Source organism: Oribacterium sp. oral taxon 078 str. F0263 (genome assembly GCF_000469565.1).
Lineage (GTDB): Bacteria > Bacillota > Clostridia > Lachnospirales > Lachnospiraceae > Oribacterium.
Window position 1 is genome coordinate 21895 of record NZ_KI273134.1, and the last position, 18307, is coordinate 40201.

Consider the following 18307-nt stretch of genomic DNA (forward strand, 5'->3'; position numbering starts at 1 on the left):
ATGGATTTTCCGGGGAAAAGGCTGATACTCGTGTGTCACTGCATCTTGAATCAGAATGCGGTCCTGAGAGGCTGGGAGAGGGCGAGAGGCGCTTTCCCCTTTGCGGAGGATCTCATGAAAAGCGGGTATGGAGTGATACAGCTTCCCTGCCCTGAGCTTCTTTTTCTTGGGCCGGACAGGCCTCCCATGAGCTATGAGGATTATGCCCGTCTTTCCGGTTACAGGGAGCACTGCATCCGCCTTTTGGAGCCGGTGCTGAAGGAGCTTTCAATTTGCAGCAGAAAGGGATACCGCTTCCGGGGAGTGATCGCGGTCCAGGAAAGTCCGAACTGCGCGCTGAGTGAGAGAAGAGGGGTCTTTATGGAGCTTCTCTTTGAACAGCTGCATAAGCTTCATCTGAGCACGGATTTCATAGAGCTTCCCGTCTGGTATGCGGAGGGAGAGGAGAGGGATTTCAGAAAGAGGCTGGACGGCTTTCTGAGGGGGAAAAGAGATGAGAGCTGAGAAAACCAGGATTTTGGTGTTATGCGCTATGGCGGTAGTGATCAATGTTGTATTGGGGGAGGCCGTTTCGGCGCTGAAGATCCCTCTTCTCTTCCTGGATACGCTGGGTACGATTTTTATCTCGGCGGCTTATGGCATGGGCTATGGAATTTTGACCGGTGTGAGCACCAATCTCCTCATGGGAGTTGTGGGGGGAGCTTCGGCGATCCCGTTCGCTTTGGTCAGTGCGGCGGTTGCAGTCACCGTGTCGCTCTGCCGGAAATTCAGCCATGGGCGCTTTCCCCTTCCTACCGCTGTCGTCGCGGGACTCCTCCTGTCTGTGATCTGCCCTATGATCGGTGCCCCGATTCGCCTTGCGCTTTTCGGCGGGCTGACGGGTTCCGGAACGGATATCCTGATCATGGCGCTCCGGCAGTCCGGAAAGGATATGATCAGCGCGACCTATTGGGGGGCTGTCGCGGGGAATTTTACGGATAAGCTTGTCTCCTCTGTTCTGGTCTCGCTCCTTTTGAACGGGCGTCTGGGAAAGTTTCTTCTTCAGGGAGGGACGGGGGAAAAGCGGAAGATAAAATCCGGAAGGTGAAATTCTATCTTAAACTTAAAGGAGAGGACAATGATGAAGAAAAGATTGGCAGGACTTCTCGTACTGGGACTCGTTTTCGGACTCGCGGCCTGCGGAGGAAAGACGGGAGAGAGCGGAGAGGGAAGCAGCAGCGTATCGGAAAGCGCGGGAGCGTCAGAGAGCGGCGGATCGGAGGCGGAGAAGGCCGAGGCGGAGAAACCGCAGAAGACGGTTCGCATTAACTGGGCGCGGGACAACAGCGGAAATACCTTTCTGGAGCTTGCCATCGAAAAGGGCTGGCTCAAGGAAGAGGGGATTGAGATCACAGAGAAGCCCTTTGATGCGTCGAATGATGCGACGACAGCACTTCTTGCCGGAGATATCGACATCTTTTCAAACTATGGGACCAACGGTCCTCTGCAGACGATCGCCTCGGGGGAAAATTTGCAGATCATCGGCGGATATATGGCGACCGGCTGCATGCCCATCATCACCCGCACGGACAATCCGGACGAATGGAAGGGGGTAGAGAGCCTGCTCGGGAAAACCGTCGCGGCGGACGCCTCGGACTACACGATCGCAGGGCCTTTGCTGGAGAAGGGCTATGATCCGAAAACGGATGTGAAGTGGGTCCATTACCCGAACTACAGCGATATGACGGCGGCCGTCATCAAGGGAGAGGCGGACTATGCAGTGGTCGGAACCAGCAGAAACTTTGAGATTTCTCAGCAGCCCAAGCTGAAGATCGTCGCCTATCGAAGCGATTTAATGCCCTGGTACTCCTGCTGCCGGATGGTGGTCACGGACAAGTATCTCAAGGAAAACCGGGATACCATGAAAAAGGTCATTAAGACTCTTCTCCGTGCGCAGGCCTACTATGAGGCGAGCGACGCGAACAAGGAGGAGTGCAAGAAGATCCTGGGGAAGCGCATGAACGTAACGGAGGATTACCTGAACTCCTATATGAACAACGAGCACTTCCGCATCAGCGTGGATCCCCTGAAGCATGAGGTGGAGAGAGGCTGGAATATTCTTGGGAAGACCGGATTCCTGAGCGACGGCTGGGAGAATATCAAGGTGGACGATCATATCCAGACCGAGCTCTATAAGGAAGCTCTGGACGAGGCGGAGAAGGACTACGGCTCGGAGAATCCGGAGTTCTATAAGAAGATGCAGGATTTCTATACAGAGCACAACGCCTGATTCTTTATTGCGGGCCTTCTTCTGTCTGTGATCGGCGCTATGATCGGCGCCCCGATTTACCTCGCGCTCTTCTACGGGATGCGGGAGGAACGGCAAGTTCTAAGGGGACAGAGATCTGACTCACGGCATCCGTATCCCGGGATAAGCGCGGGAAAAAGGAGAAGCATGTTTGATATTCATTACTTTCTGGAGGTCCTCCCCAAGGTTTTTGCGAAGACTCCGGTCACACTGGAGATCGCTCTGATCGCCGCGTTTTTCTCGCTTCTTCTCGGTATGATCATCGCGGTGATCGCCTACTACCGGCTTCCGCTTCTCTATCCCGCCGCGAGAGCTTTTGTCTCCTTCATGCGGGGGACCCCGATCGTCGCGCAGCTCTACTTCTTTTACTTTGGCGTGGCGGTTTACTCCGCTCTGGTCAGAGATATGACGCCGGTCACAGCGGTCTCTTTAGTGCTGAGCCTGAATGTAGGGGCCTTCATGTCAGAGAGCATCCGCGCGGCGCTCCTCTCGGTGGATGACGGGCAGCGCGAGGCGGCGCTGTCGCTCGGCATGTCGAATCTGCAGATCGTGCGGCGCATCATCATACCCCAGGCGTTCCGCGTGGCGCTTCCGCCTCTCTTCAACGACTTTATCAATCTCATCAAGGCGAGCTCCCTGGCGTTCATGCTGGGAGTTCCGGATATCATGGGGGCCGCCCGCACGGAGGGCTCCCGGACCTACCGATATTTTGAGATCTACGGCGCGGTTATGGTGGTCTATTGGGTCGTCATCACGGCCTTCGACTTTTTGAGGAAGCTTCTCGAGAAGCGCTGCGCGGCGGCATTTTAAATCCTGCCCCAGGGCGCAGAGAATGCGAAAGAGCAGGGAAATACAGGGAGATCAGGGAAAACACAGGAGGTAAGATAAGTGAAAAGAAAAGGGGCGGTACTTTTGACGGCAGTGATTCTCGGCTTCGCAGTGCTCCTCGGCGGCTGCGGCTCCTCCTCCGGCGGGAGTTCGGCGGAAAGCGGAAAAGCGTCGGAGGGAGGCGAGACGACCAAAAGCGGGGAGGAGAGCTCCGCGAAAGAGCAGGAGAAGGCGGATTCCGGCCGCGCGAAGGATCGGAGCGTGAGAGTGGTGACCAGCGGCTCGGGAGAGCCCTACAGCCTGATCGATGACAGCGGGAAATGGACCGGCATCGACGCGGAGATCTGGGAGGCGATCGGGGAAAAGACGGGCTGGAAGATCGAGAAGCTGCAGGCGACCGGCTCCGGCGCGACCTTTGGGCAGCTGGATGCCGGCAGAGCGGATGTCGCGGCGAACTGCTATGCCGTTAACGCGGAGCGGACGAAGAAGTATCTGGTATCCGATCCCTACTACGGCGATGCGCAGTGCGTCGTCGTGAAGCCGGACAGCGAGATTCGGAGCTTTGATGACTTAAAGGGAAAGAGAGTCGGCGTTCTGAATGGACAGGCCGCCCAGCAGAGCATCGAGGATATGGGAAAGGAAAAGGGCTTCGAGGTCACGCTCTATGAGGGAGATAACGGCTCCGCCGGCTATCAGGACGTGCTGCTCGGCCGTCTGGATGCCTTTGCGAGTACGGATTCCGCGGTCTATAAATGGGAGAACGGCACGAAGCAGGATCTCCGCTTTCTGGATGAGCGCCTCTACGCAAATGATGTCGCATATTATTTTCCGAGGACAGAGGAGGGAAAGAAGCTCCGGGATGAGGTCAATGTCGTTCTCGCAGGACTTATGGAGGATGGGACGATCACAAAGATCATCGAAAAATATATGTACTCCGATATGACACAGAACATCATTCCCTACAGTGAGCTCGGCTATACCGTCGAATGAGAGCTTGATCGGGCATATAGGCTGTCTTCCGGAGGAGAGAGGAGGCCGCCTTCCCGGAGGAGAGCGGAGTGGAATCCTTCCGCGGGAAATGCCTTTTTGCCGGGAGAATCGGAATCGGAGGGGAGGGGCGATGGCGGAAGAGACAATCGTCAGGGCGGAGCATCTCTATAAGGATTTTGACCGGAAGACGGAGGTGCTCCGGGACATCAGCTTTTCGGTGAATAAGGGGGAAGCGGTCGCTATTATCGGTCCCTCCGGAACCGGAAAATCGACGCTGCTTCGCTGTCTGAACTACCTGACCGTTCCCACAAGGGGAATCGTCACGGTCAATGGAGTCAGAGTCGACGCGGAAAGACATACGAAAAAAGAGGTAGAGGCGCTTCGGAAGAATTCCTCCATGGTCTTTCAGCAGTTTAACCTTTTTAAGAATAAGACAGCGATCGAAAATGTCATGGAGGCGATGATCTTCGTCCAGCATATCCCGAAGAAGGAGGCGAAGGAGAGGGCAGAGGCGCTTCTTCAAAAGGTCGGGATGCTGGACCGGAGGGATTTCTACCCCTCGAAGCTCTCCGGGGGACAGCAGCAGAGAGTTGGGATCGCGCGGGCTCTCGCAGTCAATCCGAGTGTCGTGCTCTTTGATGAGCCGACCTCGGCCCTGGATCCGGAATGGGTGAAGGAGGTCCTCCAGACGATACAGGAGATCGCGGAGGAGGGAGTGACCATGATCCTCGTGACCCACGAAATCCCCTTCGCCAGAGAGGTCGCAAGCCGAGTGCTCTTTATGGACGGGGGCACGATTATGGAGGACGGGAAGCCGGAGGACATTCTGGATCATCCGGAGAATGAGCGGCTCAGACAGTTTCTGAGCTTTGTGAGCCGAAGCTGACAAATTCTCTGTGACTTTGATTTTTCCCGGTGCTTTTGCACGGGACCCGCCGCTTTGAAATTTAGCTCCGCATCCTGACCCGGATGGAGCGTGAGGTGCCGGCGGTTTTGAAATGGACATATTTTTCAGGAGGAGCTTCCGCACAGCCTCTTTAGGAGAGTGCGGGAGAAAAAGGAACAGAAACAGGAGGAGAGAAGTGGAACTGATCAAGGATCTGCCGTCGGTCTTCGATGACTTTGCGGAGCAGAGAAAAAAATCTTTTTTGACTGTCAGGGAATATAAGGAAAAGGGGATTCCGATCGTCGGCTCCTACTGCACTTACTTTCCGAAGGAGATCGCGATGGCGGCGGGGGCCGCTCCGGTCAGCCTTTGCTCGACCTCGGATGAGACGATCCAGGATGCGGAGAAGGATCTTCCGAAGAACCTCTGCCCTCTCATAAAGTCGAGCTACGGCTTTGCCAAGACGCAGAAGTGCCCTTATTTTTATTTTTCCGATGTAGTGGTGGGGGAGACGACCTGCGACGGAAAGAAGAAGATGTATGAGCTCATGGGGGAGTTCAAGGATGTCTTCATTCTGCGTCTTCCGAACCATCAGGATGAGGATGGAGTGCAGGCTTACCGGAAGGAGATCCTCCGCCTTAAGGACTATCTTTCGGAGAAGTTTCAGTGCGAGATCACGGAGGAGAAGGTCCGGGAGGCGGTCAGGATCAACAACAGGGCGAATGCCGCGCTGATGAATTTTTACGGAGTGATGCGGCACGATCCGGCGCCGGTCTATGGCTATGATATCTTTAAGGTTCTCTATGGCTCTACCTTCAAGTTCGACCGCAGTGCCCTGGCGGATGAGGTCGATTCGCTCCGGGAACAGATCGAAAAGGATTACGCGGCGGGGAAGCACATCGAGAAACGTCCCAGGATCATCATCACAGGCTGCCCGATCGGCGGCGCGACGGAGAAGGTGATCCAGGCCGTCGAGGAGAACGGGGGCGTCGTTGTGGGGTATGAAAACTGCAGCGGACAGAAGTCGGTGGGACTCCAGGTCGATGAGAGTGCGGAGGATATCTATGAGGCGATTTCCCGCCGCTACCTGGCTATCGGCTGCTCCATCATGTCTCCGAATCCGAACCGTTTCCAAGCGCTGGGGGAGATGGTGGATGAGTACCGGGCGGACGGAGTCCTGGAGATGACGCTTCAGGCCTGTCACACCTATAATGTGGAGACGAATAAGATCCGGAGCTTCGTCACGGGGGAGAAGCAGATCCCCTATCTGAATGTGGAGACAGATTATTCAAAGAGCGATATCGGACAGCTCAATACTCGTGTCGCCGCCTTTCTCGAGATGCTTTGAGCCTGTGGCCCTGAGGACCCGGAGTGATGCGCTGCTGCCTTCATGGCAGGGGCGAAGGATTCCGACAGTCCCCGCAGAGGCGCCGGGACGAGGATAGAGGAGTGAAAGATATGAATGGTGTAGAAATCGACAGTCTTTCCTTTTGTTATCGGGACAGTAAGCAGGAAATCCTCCATGAGATCGGAACCTCGGTGGAGGCGGGGGAATTCGTCTGTATCCTGGGACAGTCCGGCTGCGGGAAGAGCACGCTGCTTCGGCTTCTCGCGGGGCTTGAGAAGCCGACAGGAGGGAGTATACGGATCGACGGGGAGGAGCTCAGAGGAGCGAGCCTGTCCCGCGGCATGGTATTTCAGGACTATGGGCTTTTCCCCTGGATGAGTGCGGGGGAGAATATCGTTCTCGCCCTGAGGCAGCGCTTTCCCGAGATGACGAAGGCGGAGAAAAAGGCGCTTGCGCTTTCCATGCTGGAGAAGGTGGGGCTTCAGAGGGAGATCTATTCGAAGCTTCCAAAGAGCCTCTCCGGCGGGATGAAGCAGCGCTGCGCGATCGCTCAGGCCTTTGCGATTGACCCTCCCATTCTCCTCATGGATGAGCCCTTCGGAGCGCTGGATGCCGTGACCAGGGCAAGGCTCCAGGACCTCGTGCTGGAGCTCTGGGAGAGCGGGGAAAGGAGCCGGAAGAAGACGGTATTCTTCGTCACACATGATGTGGATGAGGCGATCCTGCTCGCGGATCACATCATCGTCCTCGGACAGAGGCCGAGCCGCATCATCTACGAACTCAGGATTCCGGAGGAGAAAAGGGCGAAGAGGGAGACGCAGTTTGTGGACCCGGAGATCATCTCCATGAGAAACGAGCTGATTCGTCAGATCAATCAGGACGTGGAACAGCATATCGGGGAATAATCGGAGGAGTGCAGGAAAAAGAAAAATCCGGACTTCTACCGGAAAATGCAGGAATTCTATGCGGAGCATGATGCGTAGCGAAGTGCCATTGAGTGCCGGGGCGGAAAGGAGAGGCGGAAAATGAATGGAGCGGGAAAGACCATCGCGCGCTTTTTTAAGAGGTACTGGATCACGATTTTGGTATATCTTTTTCTGATCGGACTCTACGCCTATGTCGCAAATAATCACCTGATCAATGCCTTTCTCTTCCCGACGACGCAGGCGATCTGCAAGGCCTTTGCCGGGGACCGCTATATCATGCTCCTGAATCTGATCGCGTCTCTCTCGATCCTGGTTCCGGCCATCGTGATCTCTCTCGCACTCGCACTTTTGATCGGAGTGATCATGGGGATGAACCGGGGACTCCGGGATGCGCTGCACCCGGTGCTCTACACGATCAGTGTCGTCCCCTCCATCCTTCTCTCGCCCTTTGCGCTTTTGCTCGCGCCGAATTTCCGGACGGCGTCCCTCTTTCTCATCGTCTACGAGAGCGTCTGGGCGACGGTGTTCGGCACGATCACCGGCATTATGACGATTGACAGGCGCTATCTGGACAAGGCGGAGACACTGGAGCTCCACGGCTTCCGAAAGCTCTTCCGGGTCATGCTCCCCGCCGCGAGCCCGTCCATCATCTCCGGCTTTGTGAACTCTCTGAGCGGGACCTTCGTCATGCTGGTTTATGCGGAGATGTACGGCGCGGAGTACGGCATGGGCTACTATGTCCGGCAGAATGCGATGCTCGGACTCTATGACAAGACCTGGGCCGGCTTCATCTTTATGATCGTCATCCTGGTCATCATCATGCAGATCTTTGAAAAGATCCGGAACAGACTTCTCCTTTGGACGATGTAGATGCCGCAGCGCCCTGCCTAAAGAGAGAGCGCTGTAAGCGGAAGGAATCGGGGCAGAGCGCGTATAGGCGAATCAGGAGAGGAGAGACAGCCTTTCCTCCATCTCCTCCAAAAGCCGGAATTGGGTCCTTGCGCGGTCCAGATTGTGGGCGGGCCGGCTTGTATGGAAGTAATGATCGCCGCTGAGATAGTCCGTGAGGAAGCGCACGCCGCACTCGAGCGTCATCAGGCGCGCACTCTCCGGGAGCATCCGGATCTCCTCCTCCGTGAGGCTTCCTCCGGAGCCCTCGAGATAGCCCTCCCGATAGAGCTCATAGAGCGGCAGGGAGAAGTGAACTTTTGAGAGATCCCGCTCGTCCTCCTCCGCGGTGCTCGCCCCGAAGCGGATGGAGTCTCCGAAGTCGAAGAGGGAGAGGCCGGGCATCACGGTGTCGAGGTCTATGATGCACACGGCCTTTCCGCTCTCGTCGTCGATCATGATGTTGTTGAGCTTTGTGTCATTGTGGCAGACGCGGAGAGGGAGACGGCCTTCTCGGAGAGCCGACATCGCTCTGTCCGCGAGCATTTCACGGGAGAGCGCGAAGCGGATCTCTCTCTCACAGCTTTTCCCGCGCCCGAGCGGATCTTCTGTCAGCGCTTCCCGAAAGCGGAGGAAGCGTTTTTTTGTGTCATGAAAATCCGCTATGGTCTCTGTGAGAAGGGAGGCGTCAAAATCCGAGAGGAGGAGCTGGAAGTTTCCGAAGGCTCTTCCACTCTCCCGGAAATCCTCGGGGCGGCGCACGAGATTATAGCTGCTTGCCCGCTCGATAAAGAGATAAGCGCGCCAGCATTCCCCGTCCGGGTCCCGGTAAAAGCTTTTCCCATCCCTTGTCGGAATGAGGTTCAGGCACTCCCTCTCCGGGTCTCCGCCGCGGCTTAGGATCTTTTCCCGGAGGAAGCTTGTCACGAGGGAGATATTTCGCATAAGGGCGGGGATATCCCGAAAAATATCCCGGTTCATTCGCTGCAGGATATAGGGGATTTCACAGTCTAAGCGGAAGGTATCGTTGATGTGACCGCTTCCGTAGGGGACACAGGAGCGAAGCTCTCCCTTGGTCTGGAAGGCCGCGGCGGCGCGGCTCAGGACATCCTTTGTGATTTCTGTTCTCATAGATCGATACACCTCAATATAGGGATTTGCGGCCGGTCCCGCTGCTCTTCCATCGGACCGAGAGCGATACGGGAAACGGTACTTCGTATCTGGATTGAAAGAGCATAGATGCGCTGCCCCGATACATCGCAGGACGCTCTCGTTCCGGCACATAAGCGATTTACAGATAAACGCCGGGTCGGTGTTTATGGACCGGACGCTCGGCAGGATAGCTGCCGGAAAAACATGGGACTCATACAGTAAGAGTATAGGAAATGCAGGGCGGATTTTCTTTGCACAATCCGGCCCTTTCCTTGTATAATCCCTTGCAGAGGAGGCGGCTCCGCCTTTTCGCGACTTTCATTGCCAAAGGAGAGAGGAATGATCAGAATCGGAATCAAAATTCCCGGAAAGGACGGTGTGCAGATTGAGCATATCGGGAAGGAGGAGAAGGATAGAGAAAGGGGGAGGCGGGATTCCTCCGGAACGAGCTTTTATGAAATCATCCGATTCCTCGGCTCTTTTTCGGAGAGCGCGCTGAAGATCATTGCCCTCTTTGGCGCTGCGGGAGCGATAGCCTGGGCATGGATCCGATACGAATGCGCCGTGGATGGGGAGAAATTCTACGGGATCCCGAGAGAGCTTTTGCTGCATCAGGAGGGGCTTCGCTATGTGATGGAATTTACGGCGTGCCTTTCCTTATTCAGCTTTCTTTTCGGGAGTCCGTATCTTTGGAGAAGGATTTGGGCTGAGCGAAGGAGCGGAGGAAAGGGGAGACCGGGAAGGGGAGGTCCCGGCTTTTTTGAGCGCTTTGGCATTTTCATCGAAAAGTGCAACCTTTTTCTCGCCTTCTTTCTCATCGGAGGCCTCAGCTCCGGCTTTTTTCTCTGCCGCTTTTCCTTTCACATTTCCTCTTTTGGGAGCAGTCTCTCCTCCTTTTTCGAAGAAATCCCGTATCTATCGGAAATAAGCGCATGGACAGACGGGATATCCCGAATTACAGGGGAACTTCTTCTCTATGCCGTGGGTGCCCTGATCTATCTCTCTTATTTTTTCACATGGATAAAGAAGGATTCCATGCGGGAGAGGATGGAGAGAGAAGAGATGAAAGGAGGAAGGCGGGAAGGAAGGATCCGAAGCATCGGGAGAGGCTTTCTCGGGATTATTCAAATGCTCGGGAAGGGCCTTTTCCGAGCGGCCCGAACGCTTTGGAGCGCATTTTTTATCCTGGGCCTTGTGTGCGTCAATCTGGGATTTTTGTTCTTTTTATTCGATCATTTTTACCGGCAGCAGCTTTTTTCCGAGAAGCGGGACTACGAAATGATTTCACTGCATCCGGAGAGCGGCGATCCGGAGGAGGACTATCTTCTCATCTCGGAATCGGGGGACAGACTGCTGGTGATGAAGATCGAGGGAGACAGAAAGACAGACAGATTCTATCTCAAGAGAGGGCGCTATTCCTTCCGGAAGAGGGATGAGCAGGATTTTTCCCCTCTTCACTTTCGGGAGCTGCGTCTGAGCGAGGACGGGGAGGAGATCGATCTCTTCCTCAGCCCTTGATGCCGCCCCCCGTCACTCCGGCGATGATCCTCTCGGAGAGGAAGAGATAGAGAAGGAGCGTCGGCAGGAAGACGATGGTGACAGAGGCGAACATGCCGGCCCAGTCACCGGTGTATTTCATGGAATTGATCATGGAGTAAAGGCCGACTGCGACGGACCTCACCTTGTCGGAATTTCCGAAGATCAGAGAGATGAAATATTCATTCCAGATATTTACGAAGTTAAAGATTGTGACGGTGATGATGCCCGGCTGTGCCATCGGGAGCATGATGAGCCAGAAGGCCTTCCCCATCGGACAGCCGTCGATCGACGCGGCTTCCTCGAAGGAGCGGGAGAGATTCGCGAAGAAGGCCGTCAGAAAGATCGTGGTATAGGGGACATTGATGCCGGTGTAGAGGAAAATGAGGGTCAGACGGTTTAAAAGCGTGTGGTTTAGGACATCCAGCCCGGCCACGAGAGAGAAAAGCGGCAGCACGATCATGACGACAGGCACCCCCATGGAGCCCGCGAAGGCGCTCTGGATGATGGAATTTCCCGGGAAATCAAAGCGGGAGAGCGCGTAGGCCGCCGGCGCAGCGATCAGAATCAGCAGAGCGCAGGAGGAGAGGGAGTAGAAGAGCGAATTAAAGAAGATGGTCGAGACATCGGAGTTCACCCAGGCCTTTCGGAAGTTCTCCAGATGAAAGCCGCTTTGCAGGAGATGATTCGAGAAGATCTCCTTCGTCGTAGAGAAGCTTGCGAGGAAGACCCAGCCGAGGAGCAGGAAGGTGAAGACGCACCAGAGGATAACGATGAAGTAGCCCGGAAGGAGCCTAAGCTCCCGGGAGAGGCGCAGCTGCCCCGATGAGATTTTCTCAGCCTTTCTCATAGCTTTCCTCCTCGGATCTTTGTGAAAATCCGCATTTCCATCCTGTTTTCAATACCTTTTTTGCTCCAAGGTCTCATATTCCCGGAGGTCCACCGCGCTCCCGGCGGCTTCCGAACTTCGACCTTTTCCTTATGTCCTTTATGTTTTTCTTTTCTATATTTGCTCTCTCAGAACTCCAGATCCCGGTCTTTGAGAAGCCGGTTCGCCAGCCGGAAGATAAGGATGACCGCGAGGCTCAGCAATACGCCCACCGCGGCTCCGGTGCCCGCATTTCGCTCTGTGACGCTGTTTCCCGCCCCGAAGACCTGCATATAGAGATAGACCATCGGCGTGATTGTCCGGGTATCCGCCGTGACGGTGGAAAAAAGCTGGGACCAGACGAAGAAGCCGACGCTCGTCACAGACCACATCGTAAGATTGGTCCGGAACATTCCCTTTAGGAGAGGCAGGGTGATATAGCGAAACTGTTGGAACCGGCCCGCACCATCCAGAGTCGCAGCCTCATAATATTCCGTCCCGATCCGTTCGATTCCGCTCATGAAGATCAGCATGTGATAGCCGATCATGCCAAAGCAGTAGGCGAGAAGCAGGGACTCGAATTTATGAGCGCTGTCCAGCCATTGAATTTTTGAGAGGCTTTTCATGCCAAGAGAGCTGAAAACGGTTTTCAGCAGGCCGAATTTCGGGCTGTAGACATATTGGAGCCACATGGTAGCGAGCGCGACCGCACTCACGATATTGGGAAGATAGATGACGGCCCGGAAGAAGCGCTTGCCCCGGATCCCGCTCTCCAGAATCACTGCGAAAAGAAGAGAGAGGCTCAGAACTAGGATTCCTCCCAGGAACCAGATCCGGAAGAGATTCCACAGAGAGATCCGAAAGAGCGCAGTTCGGAAGAGCTTCTCATAGTTCTGAAGTCCGATAAAGCTCCATTTCGGGATCGGATCCGTGATCCCCTCGATTCGGAAGAAGCTCATGAGGATCGTGCGGAGGATGGGGTAGAGAAAGACAGCGAAGAAGAAAAAGAGTGCGGGCAGGACGAAAAGGATCGGCGCGTTTCCCGCCCTCCTTTTCCCTGCGGCTGCCATTCCCTGTCCCCTCTGCCCGCTGCTCTGCTTTCTCACGCTGTCTCCTCCGCTGCGATCTTTCCTCTTGGGATGCTCTTTTCAGGATGCCTGCTTCATGGTGAGATTTCTTTTTTCCGTGACAGCCTTTGCATCCTTCCGCTTTCTTTTTTCCGATTCCTTATTTCTGAAGGTTTTTCACGAAGTCCTCGGCGCTGATCTCTCCTCCACAGAGCTTTTGCATATTTTCCTTCAGGATCGGGGTCATGTCCACATTGTCCTCCGCGGATGCCGCCCAGGGATAGCGGGTCTTTAAGCTGTCCATGACGGGCTTTACCGCGGCGAGCTGCTCCGGCCAATCGCTGTTTTCGGAGTCCGCCGGGATTCCCAGGGATTCCTCGGAGAGCTTTTTGTCAAATTCTCCCTTTGTGACATACTCGATGAAGCGGAAGGCCGCCTCCGGGTTCTTGGAATCCTTGCTGATCGCAAAGACCTGTGCGCCGTAGTTGGAGGCCTCCGTGCCGTCCTTTCCGCCGGGGACCGCCGGATAGCTGAAGCAGCCCCATTTAAAATCGTCCCCCGTCATATCCTTTACCTCATTCGGTAGCCAGGAGCCGTTCAGATAGATCGCGGCGCTGCCGAGCGCGAGCTCCTGGTTCTGTCCCGCCGGCCAGACATTGGAGGAGATGTTCTCCGAGAAATAGCCCTTTTTCGCGAAGTCCTCATAGGCCTTTGCCACCTCCAGCACGGAGGGATCGTCCCATTTCCCGTTTTTCACGATCTCAGAGGCCTTTTCATAGCCGTTGATCCGGGAGAGATGGTAGCCGAACATGCTGAGGATATAGGCGTCATCCGATGTGATCGGGACATAGCCCTTGTCCTTCAGCTTCTGGCAGTCCTCTCCGAGCTCCTCCCAGGTCTTTGGGACCTCGCTGATTCCGGCCTCGTCGAAGAGGGACTGATTATAGAAGAAGGCGAAGACATTCGGCTGGTAGGGGATGGATTTCAGCTTTCCGCCTCCGACCTCCCGGCAGGCAGCGATGAGGCCCGCATTCGCACTTTTTTCGTAGTCATGGGATTTCGAGAGCTCCTCCAGATCCAGGATATAATCCCCCCAGGTTTTATTCACGCGGTCAATGTCCTCGTCGAAGAGATCGATCCTGCTCCCCGCATCGAGAGCCGGCTGCAGGCCCTCCCGGATTCCGGTCCTGCCCTTAAACTGCACGTCCAGCGGGATTCCCGTGTCCTTTGAGAACTTCTCCGCGGCCTCCCGTATGACCTTGCCCTGCGGTTCGGTGGCCTCCCACATGGACCAGTAGACGAGTCCCTTTCCGTCTTCTGAGGAAGAGTCGCTCTTCGCCTCCGAGGCATCCGCCTGTTTCTCCGCAGCCTTTTCCGTGGAGGCGGACTCCGTGCTTCCTCCTCCCCCGCAGGATGCGAGGGCAAGGCCTGTCAGAACTGCCAGGGCCGCCGCTCCAAGCTGTCTTTTTTTCATCATTTACCTCCCTGATTTTTGGCATAAACACGATATACAAGAGATTCTGCTACGCTCAGTATAGAAAATATGACGAAAAAATTCTTTGTACAATCCCGTCCATTCTTTGTATAATTGCAGTCATGGGAGCGGGCGGAAGGAGAGGATTGGCCGCGGCTTCTCGGAGAGAAAGTCCGTGCCGTAAGATGGCGCGGTTTTCTTTGGGGAAGGGCGGAGGAAGCGCCGGGAGAAGGAAAGGGAAAAAGGGAGGACGGAGGCCGGGAAGCAAGCGATGGAGATGCAGGAGGAAGAGAAGCGGGAAGAGCAGTATGAAGGGGTGCGGCTTTGCGACGTCATTTCAATCGAAGAGATTGTGTCCGTACATTATTTTCAATATAAGAGTAATTTCGCCTTCCCGGGGGAGTCCCATGACTTTTGGGAGCTGATCTGTGTGGATTACGGGGAGATCCGCGTCGTGGCCGGGGAGAGGGAGATCCCGCTTCGGCAGGGAGAGATGTATTTTCACAGACCGGGTGAGTTTCACAATGTCCTCACCGATGGAAGGATCTCTCCGAGTCTTGTGGTGATCGGCTTTTTCTGCCGCTCTTCCCCTATGGAGCGCTTTTCCGGGAAGCTTCTCTCCGTAGATGAGAGGGAGAAGGAGCTTCTTGGAAGGATCGTGCGGGAGGCTTCCTCCGTTTTTTCCGGGAGGATGGACGATCCCTATCAGAAAAAACTGCGTTTTTCCAGGAGGGCCCCCTTTGGCGGGGCACAGCTGATCCGCCAATATCTCTCGGAGCTTCTCATCTCTCTCTATCGGAGGAGCTTTTCCCGCGTCCCCGCAGAAAGGGGGAGGGGAGAGAGAGGGGAGAGAGGCGAAAGCTATCGGCGGATCGTTCGCTATATGGAGAGCCATATCCGGGAGAAGCTGACGATTTCCAGGATCTGCCGGGACAATCTGATAGGAAGCTCGCAGCTTCAGAAGATCTTCCGGAAGAATGCGGGGATCGGGGCGATAGAGCTTTTCTCCCGCATGAAGATCGAAGAGGCAAAGCGCATGATCCGGGAGGGGGGATGCAATATGACAGAGATCTCGGACCGCCTGGGCTATAGCTCCGTCCACTACTTCTCCCGCCAGTTCAAGAAGCTCGCCGCCATGTCTCCGACCGCGTATGAGAGCTCGATCCGCTCGCTGTCGGAGAAGCAGGGCTAGGGCTTTTCTTGGCGGAAGGAGGGCTTATTCCTACCCCCATTGATACAGGGCAAGCCGATTATTGTATTTTCGGAGGAGAGTGCCGATCAGACGGCTCAGGAATGTGGATTTTTGCATTTCGTCGGAGAAATTTGTTTCGGAGAGAAGATGGAAGGCGGGATTCATGCTCTCCAGCTCCCGGCCGTCCTCGCAGCCCCAGCCGAATTCAGCCTTGCTGTACCTTAGGGTATCGTGCCTTTTTTTATTCATGGAGCGCTGCCGCATCAGCTCTGCGGCGAGGAAACCCTTTGGGAAGCCCTTTTGGAGCGAGCGGAGGACCGAGCCGATCTGTTCCCTGGAAAAATACATGAAAAGCCCTTCCGCGACAGCAATTACCGGACGGTCCTTCGGGAAATCCTGAAAGCAATTCTCATCCATGATATCTTTGCTGAGAGTATGCTCTCTCTCCCGCTCGCAAAAGACCTTTTTTCTGACCTCGATGGAATCCGGAAGATCAATATTGTACCAGTCTATAGTCCCGTTATCCATCCTTGAGAAACGGTCATCCAGACCGCAGCCCAGATTCAGGCAGAGGGCGTTCGGGTATTGGGAGATCAGTTTTTTTACCGTGCTGTCAAAGAGGATGCTTCTTGCGACGACGCACTCATGCGTTATGAGTCTGTCCAGATTTTTCGGATCAATCTGCAGCTTCTCCATGATCTCTACTGCCTTGGGATCCTGAATTCTCGCATTTTTTCTCCGGCTCTCCGAAGCGCGCACTGCGAGGGGGATCAGCGCGGTTCCCTGAACATCTCCGAGCGTTAGATCCATAAGGACTCCTTTCTCTTCCTTGAATCAGCGTTTCCTTCATTCCATTCCATGATACACTCTCTGAAAATCGAGGTCAATGAAGAGCGGAATTTCTTGACAGGTCTTATTCCCCGTGCTATATTGTTCAAAATAAAAAAAGGAGGAAAGAAAATGAACAAAAGAATAGCAGAGAAGGGGAAGGACATTCGAAAAATCGACTGGGGAATCACTCTCATCCCTGTATTTTCTCTTCTCGTTCTCTCCGCTCTTTTCTTCCTTCTGCCGGAGGATTCCAACAGAGTCCTTTCGCAGATTCGCGCTTTCATTGGGGAGGAGTTCGGCGTCCTCTATCTGGCGCTCGGGCTTGGGATCTTTCTCTTCTCCCTCTGGCTGGCCTTCTCCGATATCGGGAAGCTGGTGCTCGGAGAGGTGGGTGAGAAGCCGAAATACAGCTTTTTTGCCTGGGGCTCCATGATGTTTACGGCGGGGCTTGCGGCGGATATCCTATTTTATTCCCTCTGTGAATGGATCCTGTATGCGAAGGATCCGCATATCGCGGAGCTCGGGACTGTGCAGGACTGGGCCTCCACCTTTACGCTCTTTCACTGGGGGCTGACTCCCTGGGCCTTTTACCTTGTGCTGGCCGCGGCCTTTGGCTTCATGCTTCATGTCAGACGGAGGGAAAGGCAGAGGTATTCCGAGGCCTGCCGCCCGCTCCTTGGGAAGCATACCGACGGAATGGCGGGACGGCTGATCGATCTCCTCGCGGTATTCGCCCTTCTCGCGGGGACGGCCACGACCTTTTCCGTCGCGACGCCGCTCATGTCGGAGGCTGTCCGAAGTCTCACGGGCACTGCGCTCCCTCAGAGAGAGATCACGATTCTCATCCTGATTTTGACCTGTATCGTCTATACCTATTCGGTGATGCGGGGTATGCAGGGGATCTCCTTCCTCGCGAAGACCTGCACCTTCCTCTTTTACGGGATTCTTCTCTATGTCCTTCTCTTCGGAGGAGAGTGCCGCTATATTCTGGAGACCGGATTTTCCGCAATCGGAAGACTCCTTCAGAACTTTCTCGTTCTCTCTACCGATTCCGATCCGACGAGGCGTACGGGCTTTCCGCAGAACTGGACGATCTTTTACTGGGCCTATTGGATGGTCTGGTGCGTAGCGGCCCCCTTCTTCATCGGCTCGATCTCCCGGGGGCGGACGATACGCCAGACGATACTGGGAGGCTATCTCTTCGGTGTGGGGAGCACCTGGATCAGCTTTATTATCCTCGGGAACTACTCTCTGGGCCTGCAGGAGCTTGGGAAGCAGAACCTCCTCTCCTTCTATGAAAAGAGCGCTTCTCTCTACGAGACGATCATCGTCGCTTTACGGAATCTCCCCTTTGCCCCGCTGCTCCTCGTGATCCTGATTCTCACAATGATCGCCTTTTATGCGACCTCCTTTGACTCTATCGCGCTGGTAGCTTCCCAATACAGCTATCGCAGGCTTCCGGATGGGGAGGAGCCGGCGAATTCCGTCAAAGGTCTCTGGGCTTTTCTCCTCATCCTCCTGCCCCTGGCCCTCGTATTCTCGGAGAGCTCGATGGCGAACCTGCAGTCTGTCTCCATCATCGCGGCCTTCCCGATCGGCTTCGTGATCCTCCTGATCTCTCTGAGCTTCTGGAAGGATGTGAGAAGCTATCAGGCAGAGCTCTCCGCATCCCAAAACAGCGGGGAGGAAGGAAGCGGAAAAGAGAGAAGCAGGATTCTCGAAGAGATAGAGAAAAGCGGGCGGATGGAGGACTCCCCCTCTGAAAAAGAGATCGAAGAGCTCATCGTGAACTGGGAGAGGGTCTACGGAGAGGCCTGAGACAGCGCGGCACTGCCCTTGCCCTTCTGCCGCTCTCCCGCCTGCTCCATCCAGAAGAGGACGCATTTCCTCCGGAAGCCGGGACAAAAATACATGATACCGCAAAAAATACAAAAGGGACGTTCCTTGCATAGACTTGACAGACGGGGTACAATGTGATTACAAGCGCCTAAGCGCATCCTCGCTCTCAGCGCTTGCGCGAAAGAGCGTGGATGC

Annotated in this window: 17 protein-coding genes; 12 read left to right on the plus strand and 5 right to left on the minus strand. The window is 55.2% G+C overall.

Features of this window, described 5'->3' with window-relative positions; all coding sequences use genetic code 11:
- The 9 genes from HMPREF1986_RS10960 to HMPREF1986_RS11000 all read left to right on the plus strand — a co-directional run bounded on the left by HMPREF1986_RS10960 (window position 1) and on the right by HMPREF1986_RS11000 (window position 8135).
- The gene (locus HMPREF1986_RS10960) at window positions 1–504 is read left to right on the plus strand and encodes a CD3072 family TudS-related putative desulfidase (protein ID WP_021774922.1); all 504 of its coding nucleotides are present in this window, start codon (window positions 1–3) and stop codon (window positions 502–504) included.
- The gene (locus HMPREF1986_RS10965) at window positions 494–1087 is read left to right on the plus strand and encodes a CD3073 family putative ECF transporter S component (RefSeq protein ID WP_021774923.1); all 594 of its coding nucleotides are present in this window, start codon (window positions 494–496) and stop codon (window positions 1085–1087) included. Before HMPREF1986_RS10960 ends, HMPREF1986_RS10965 begins: the two co-directional genes overlap by 11 nt.
- Window positions 1088–1117: 30 nt before the next feature.
- The gene (locus HMPREF1986_RS10970) at window positions 1118–2269 is read left to right on the plus strand and encodes an ABC transporter substrate-binding protein (protein ID WP_021774924.1); all 1152 of its coding nucleotides are present in this window, start codon (window positions 1118–1120) and stop codon (window positions 2267–2269) included.
- 165 nt (window positions 2270–2434) lie between these two features.
- Complete coding sequence (locus tag HMPREF1986_RS10975; protein ID WP_036600414.1) at window positions 2435–3097, plus strand: amino acid ABC transporter permease; 663 nt, start codon at window positions 2435–2437, stop codon at window positions 3095–3097.
- 78 nt (window positions 3098–3175) lie between these two features.
- Complete coding sequence (locus HMPREF1986_RS10980; protein WP_021774926.1) at window positions 3176–4105, plus strand: transporter substrate-binding domain-containing protein; 930 nt, start codon at window positions 3176–3178, stop codon at window positions 4103–4105.
- Window positions 4106–4235: 130 nt separating this feature from the next.
- Window positions 4236–4991: an amino acid ABC transporter ATP-binding protein gene (locus HMPREF1986_RS10985; RefSeq protein WP_021774927.1), complete on the plus strand. Its 756-nt coding sequence runs from the start codon at window positions 4236–4238 to the stop codon at window positions 4989–4991.
- 196 nt (window positions 4992–5187) lie between these two features.
- Complete coding sequence (locus HMPREF1986_RS10990; protein WP_036600435.1) at window positions 5188–6339, plus strand: double-cubane-cluster-containing anaerobic reductase; 1152 nt, start codon at window positions 5188–5190, stop codon at window positions 6337–6339.
- A 110-nt stretch (window positions 6340–6449) separates the two neighbouring features.
- A complete protein-coding gene (locus HMPREF1986_RS10995; RefSeq protein WP_021774929.1) occupies window positions 6450–7244 on the plus strand; it encodes an ABC transporter ATP-binding protein in 795 nt (264 codons plus the stop codon).
- 120 nt (window positions 7245–7364) lie between these two features.
- Window positions 7365–8135 (plus strand): ABC transporter permease, encoded by a 771-nt coding sequence (locus HMPREF1986_RS11000; protein ID WP_021774930.1) that lies wholly within the window; start codon window positions 7365–7367, stop codon window positions 8133–8135.
- A gap of 72 nt (window positions 8136–8207) precedes the next feature.
- Here the strand turns inward: HMPREF1986_RS11000 and HMPREF1986_RS11005 are convergent, their stop codons facing one another.
- On the minus strand, window positions 8208–9284 hold the full coding sequence (locus HMPREF1986_RS11005) for a phosphotransferase enzyme family protein (protein ID WP_021774931.1): 1077 nt from the start codon (window positions 9282–9284) through the stop codon (window positions 8208–8210).
- Window positions 9285–9644: 360 nt separating this feature from the next.
- Between HMPREF1986_RS11005 and HMPREF1986_RS11010 the strand changes: the two genes are divergently transcribed.
- Window positions 9645–10823: a hypothetical protein gene (locus tag HMPREF1986_RS11010; RefSeq protein ID WP_021774932.1), complete on the plus strand. Its 1179-nt coding sequence runs from the start codon at window positions 9645–9647 to the stop codon at window positions 10821–10823.
- Here the strand turns inward: HMPREF1986_RS11010 and HMPREF1986_RS11015 are convergent.
- The 3 genes from HMPREF1986_RS11015 to HMPREF1986_RS11025 form a co-directional block, all read right to left on the minus strand.
- Window positions 10813–11691, minus strand: a complete 879-nt coding sequence (locus HMPREF1986_RS11015) for a carbohydrate ABC transporter permease (RefSeq protein ID WP_021774933.1) — start codon at window positions 11689–11691, stop codon at window positions 10813–10815. The two genes, HMPREF1986_RS11010 and HMPREF1986_RS11015, sit on opposite strands and share 11 nt — an antisense overlap.
- Window positions 11692–11858: 167 nt before the next feature.
- Window positions 11859–12779: a carbohydrate ABC transporter permease gene (locus HMPREF1986_RS11020; RefSeq protein WP_021774934.1), complete on the minus strand. Its 921-nt coding sequence runs from the start codon at window positions 12777–12779 to the stop codon at window positions 11859–11861.
- Between the two features lie 157 nt (window positions 12780–12936).
- Window positions 12937–14250, minus strand: coding sequence for an ABC transporter substrate-binding protein (locus HMPREF1986_RS11025; RefSeq protein ID WP_036600418.1), 1314 nt, complete (start codon window positions 14248–14250; stop codon window positions 12937–12939).
- A 271-nt stretch (window positions 14251–14521) separates the two neighbouring features.
- Here HMPREF1986_RS11025 and HMPREF1986_RS11030 point away from each other — a divergent pair, with 271 nt between their 5' ends.
- Window positions 14522–15442: an AraC family transcriptional regulator gene (locus tag HMPREF1986_RS11030; protein WP_021774937.1), complete on the plus strand. Its 921-nt coding sequence runs from the start codon at window positions 14522–14524 to the stop codon at window positions 15440–15442.
- 30 nt (window positions 15443–15472) lie between these two features.
- Here the strand turns inward: HMPREF1986_RS11030 and HMPREF1986_RS11035 are convergent, their stop codons facing one another.
- Complete coding sequence (locus HMPREF1986_RS11035; protein ID WP_021774938.1) at window positions 15473–16252, minus strand: class I SAM-dependent methyltransferase; 780 nt, start codon at window positions 16250–16252, stop codon at window positions 15473–15475.
- 150 nt (window positions 16253–16402) lie between these two features.
- Between HMPREF1986_RS11035 and HMPREF1986_RS11040 the strand changes: the two genes are divergently transcribed.
- Window positions 16403–18091, plus strand: a complete 1689-nt coding sequence (locus HMPREF1986_RS11040) for a BCCT family transporter (RefSeq protein ID WP_242837383.1) — start codon at window positions 16403–16405, stop codon at window positions 18089–18091.
- Window positions 18092–18307: the final 216 nt, after the last annotated feature.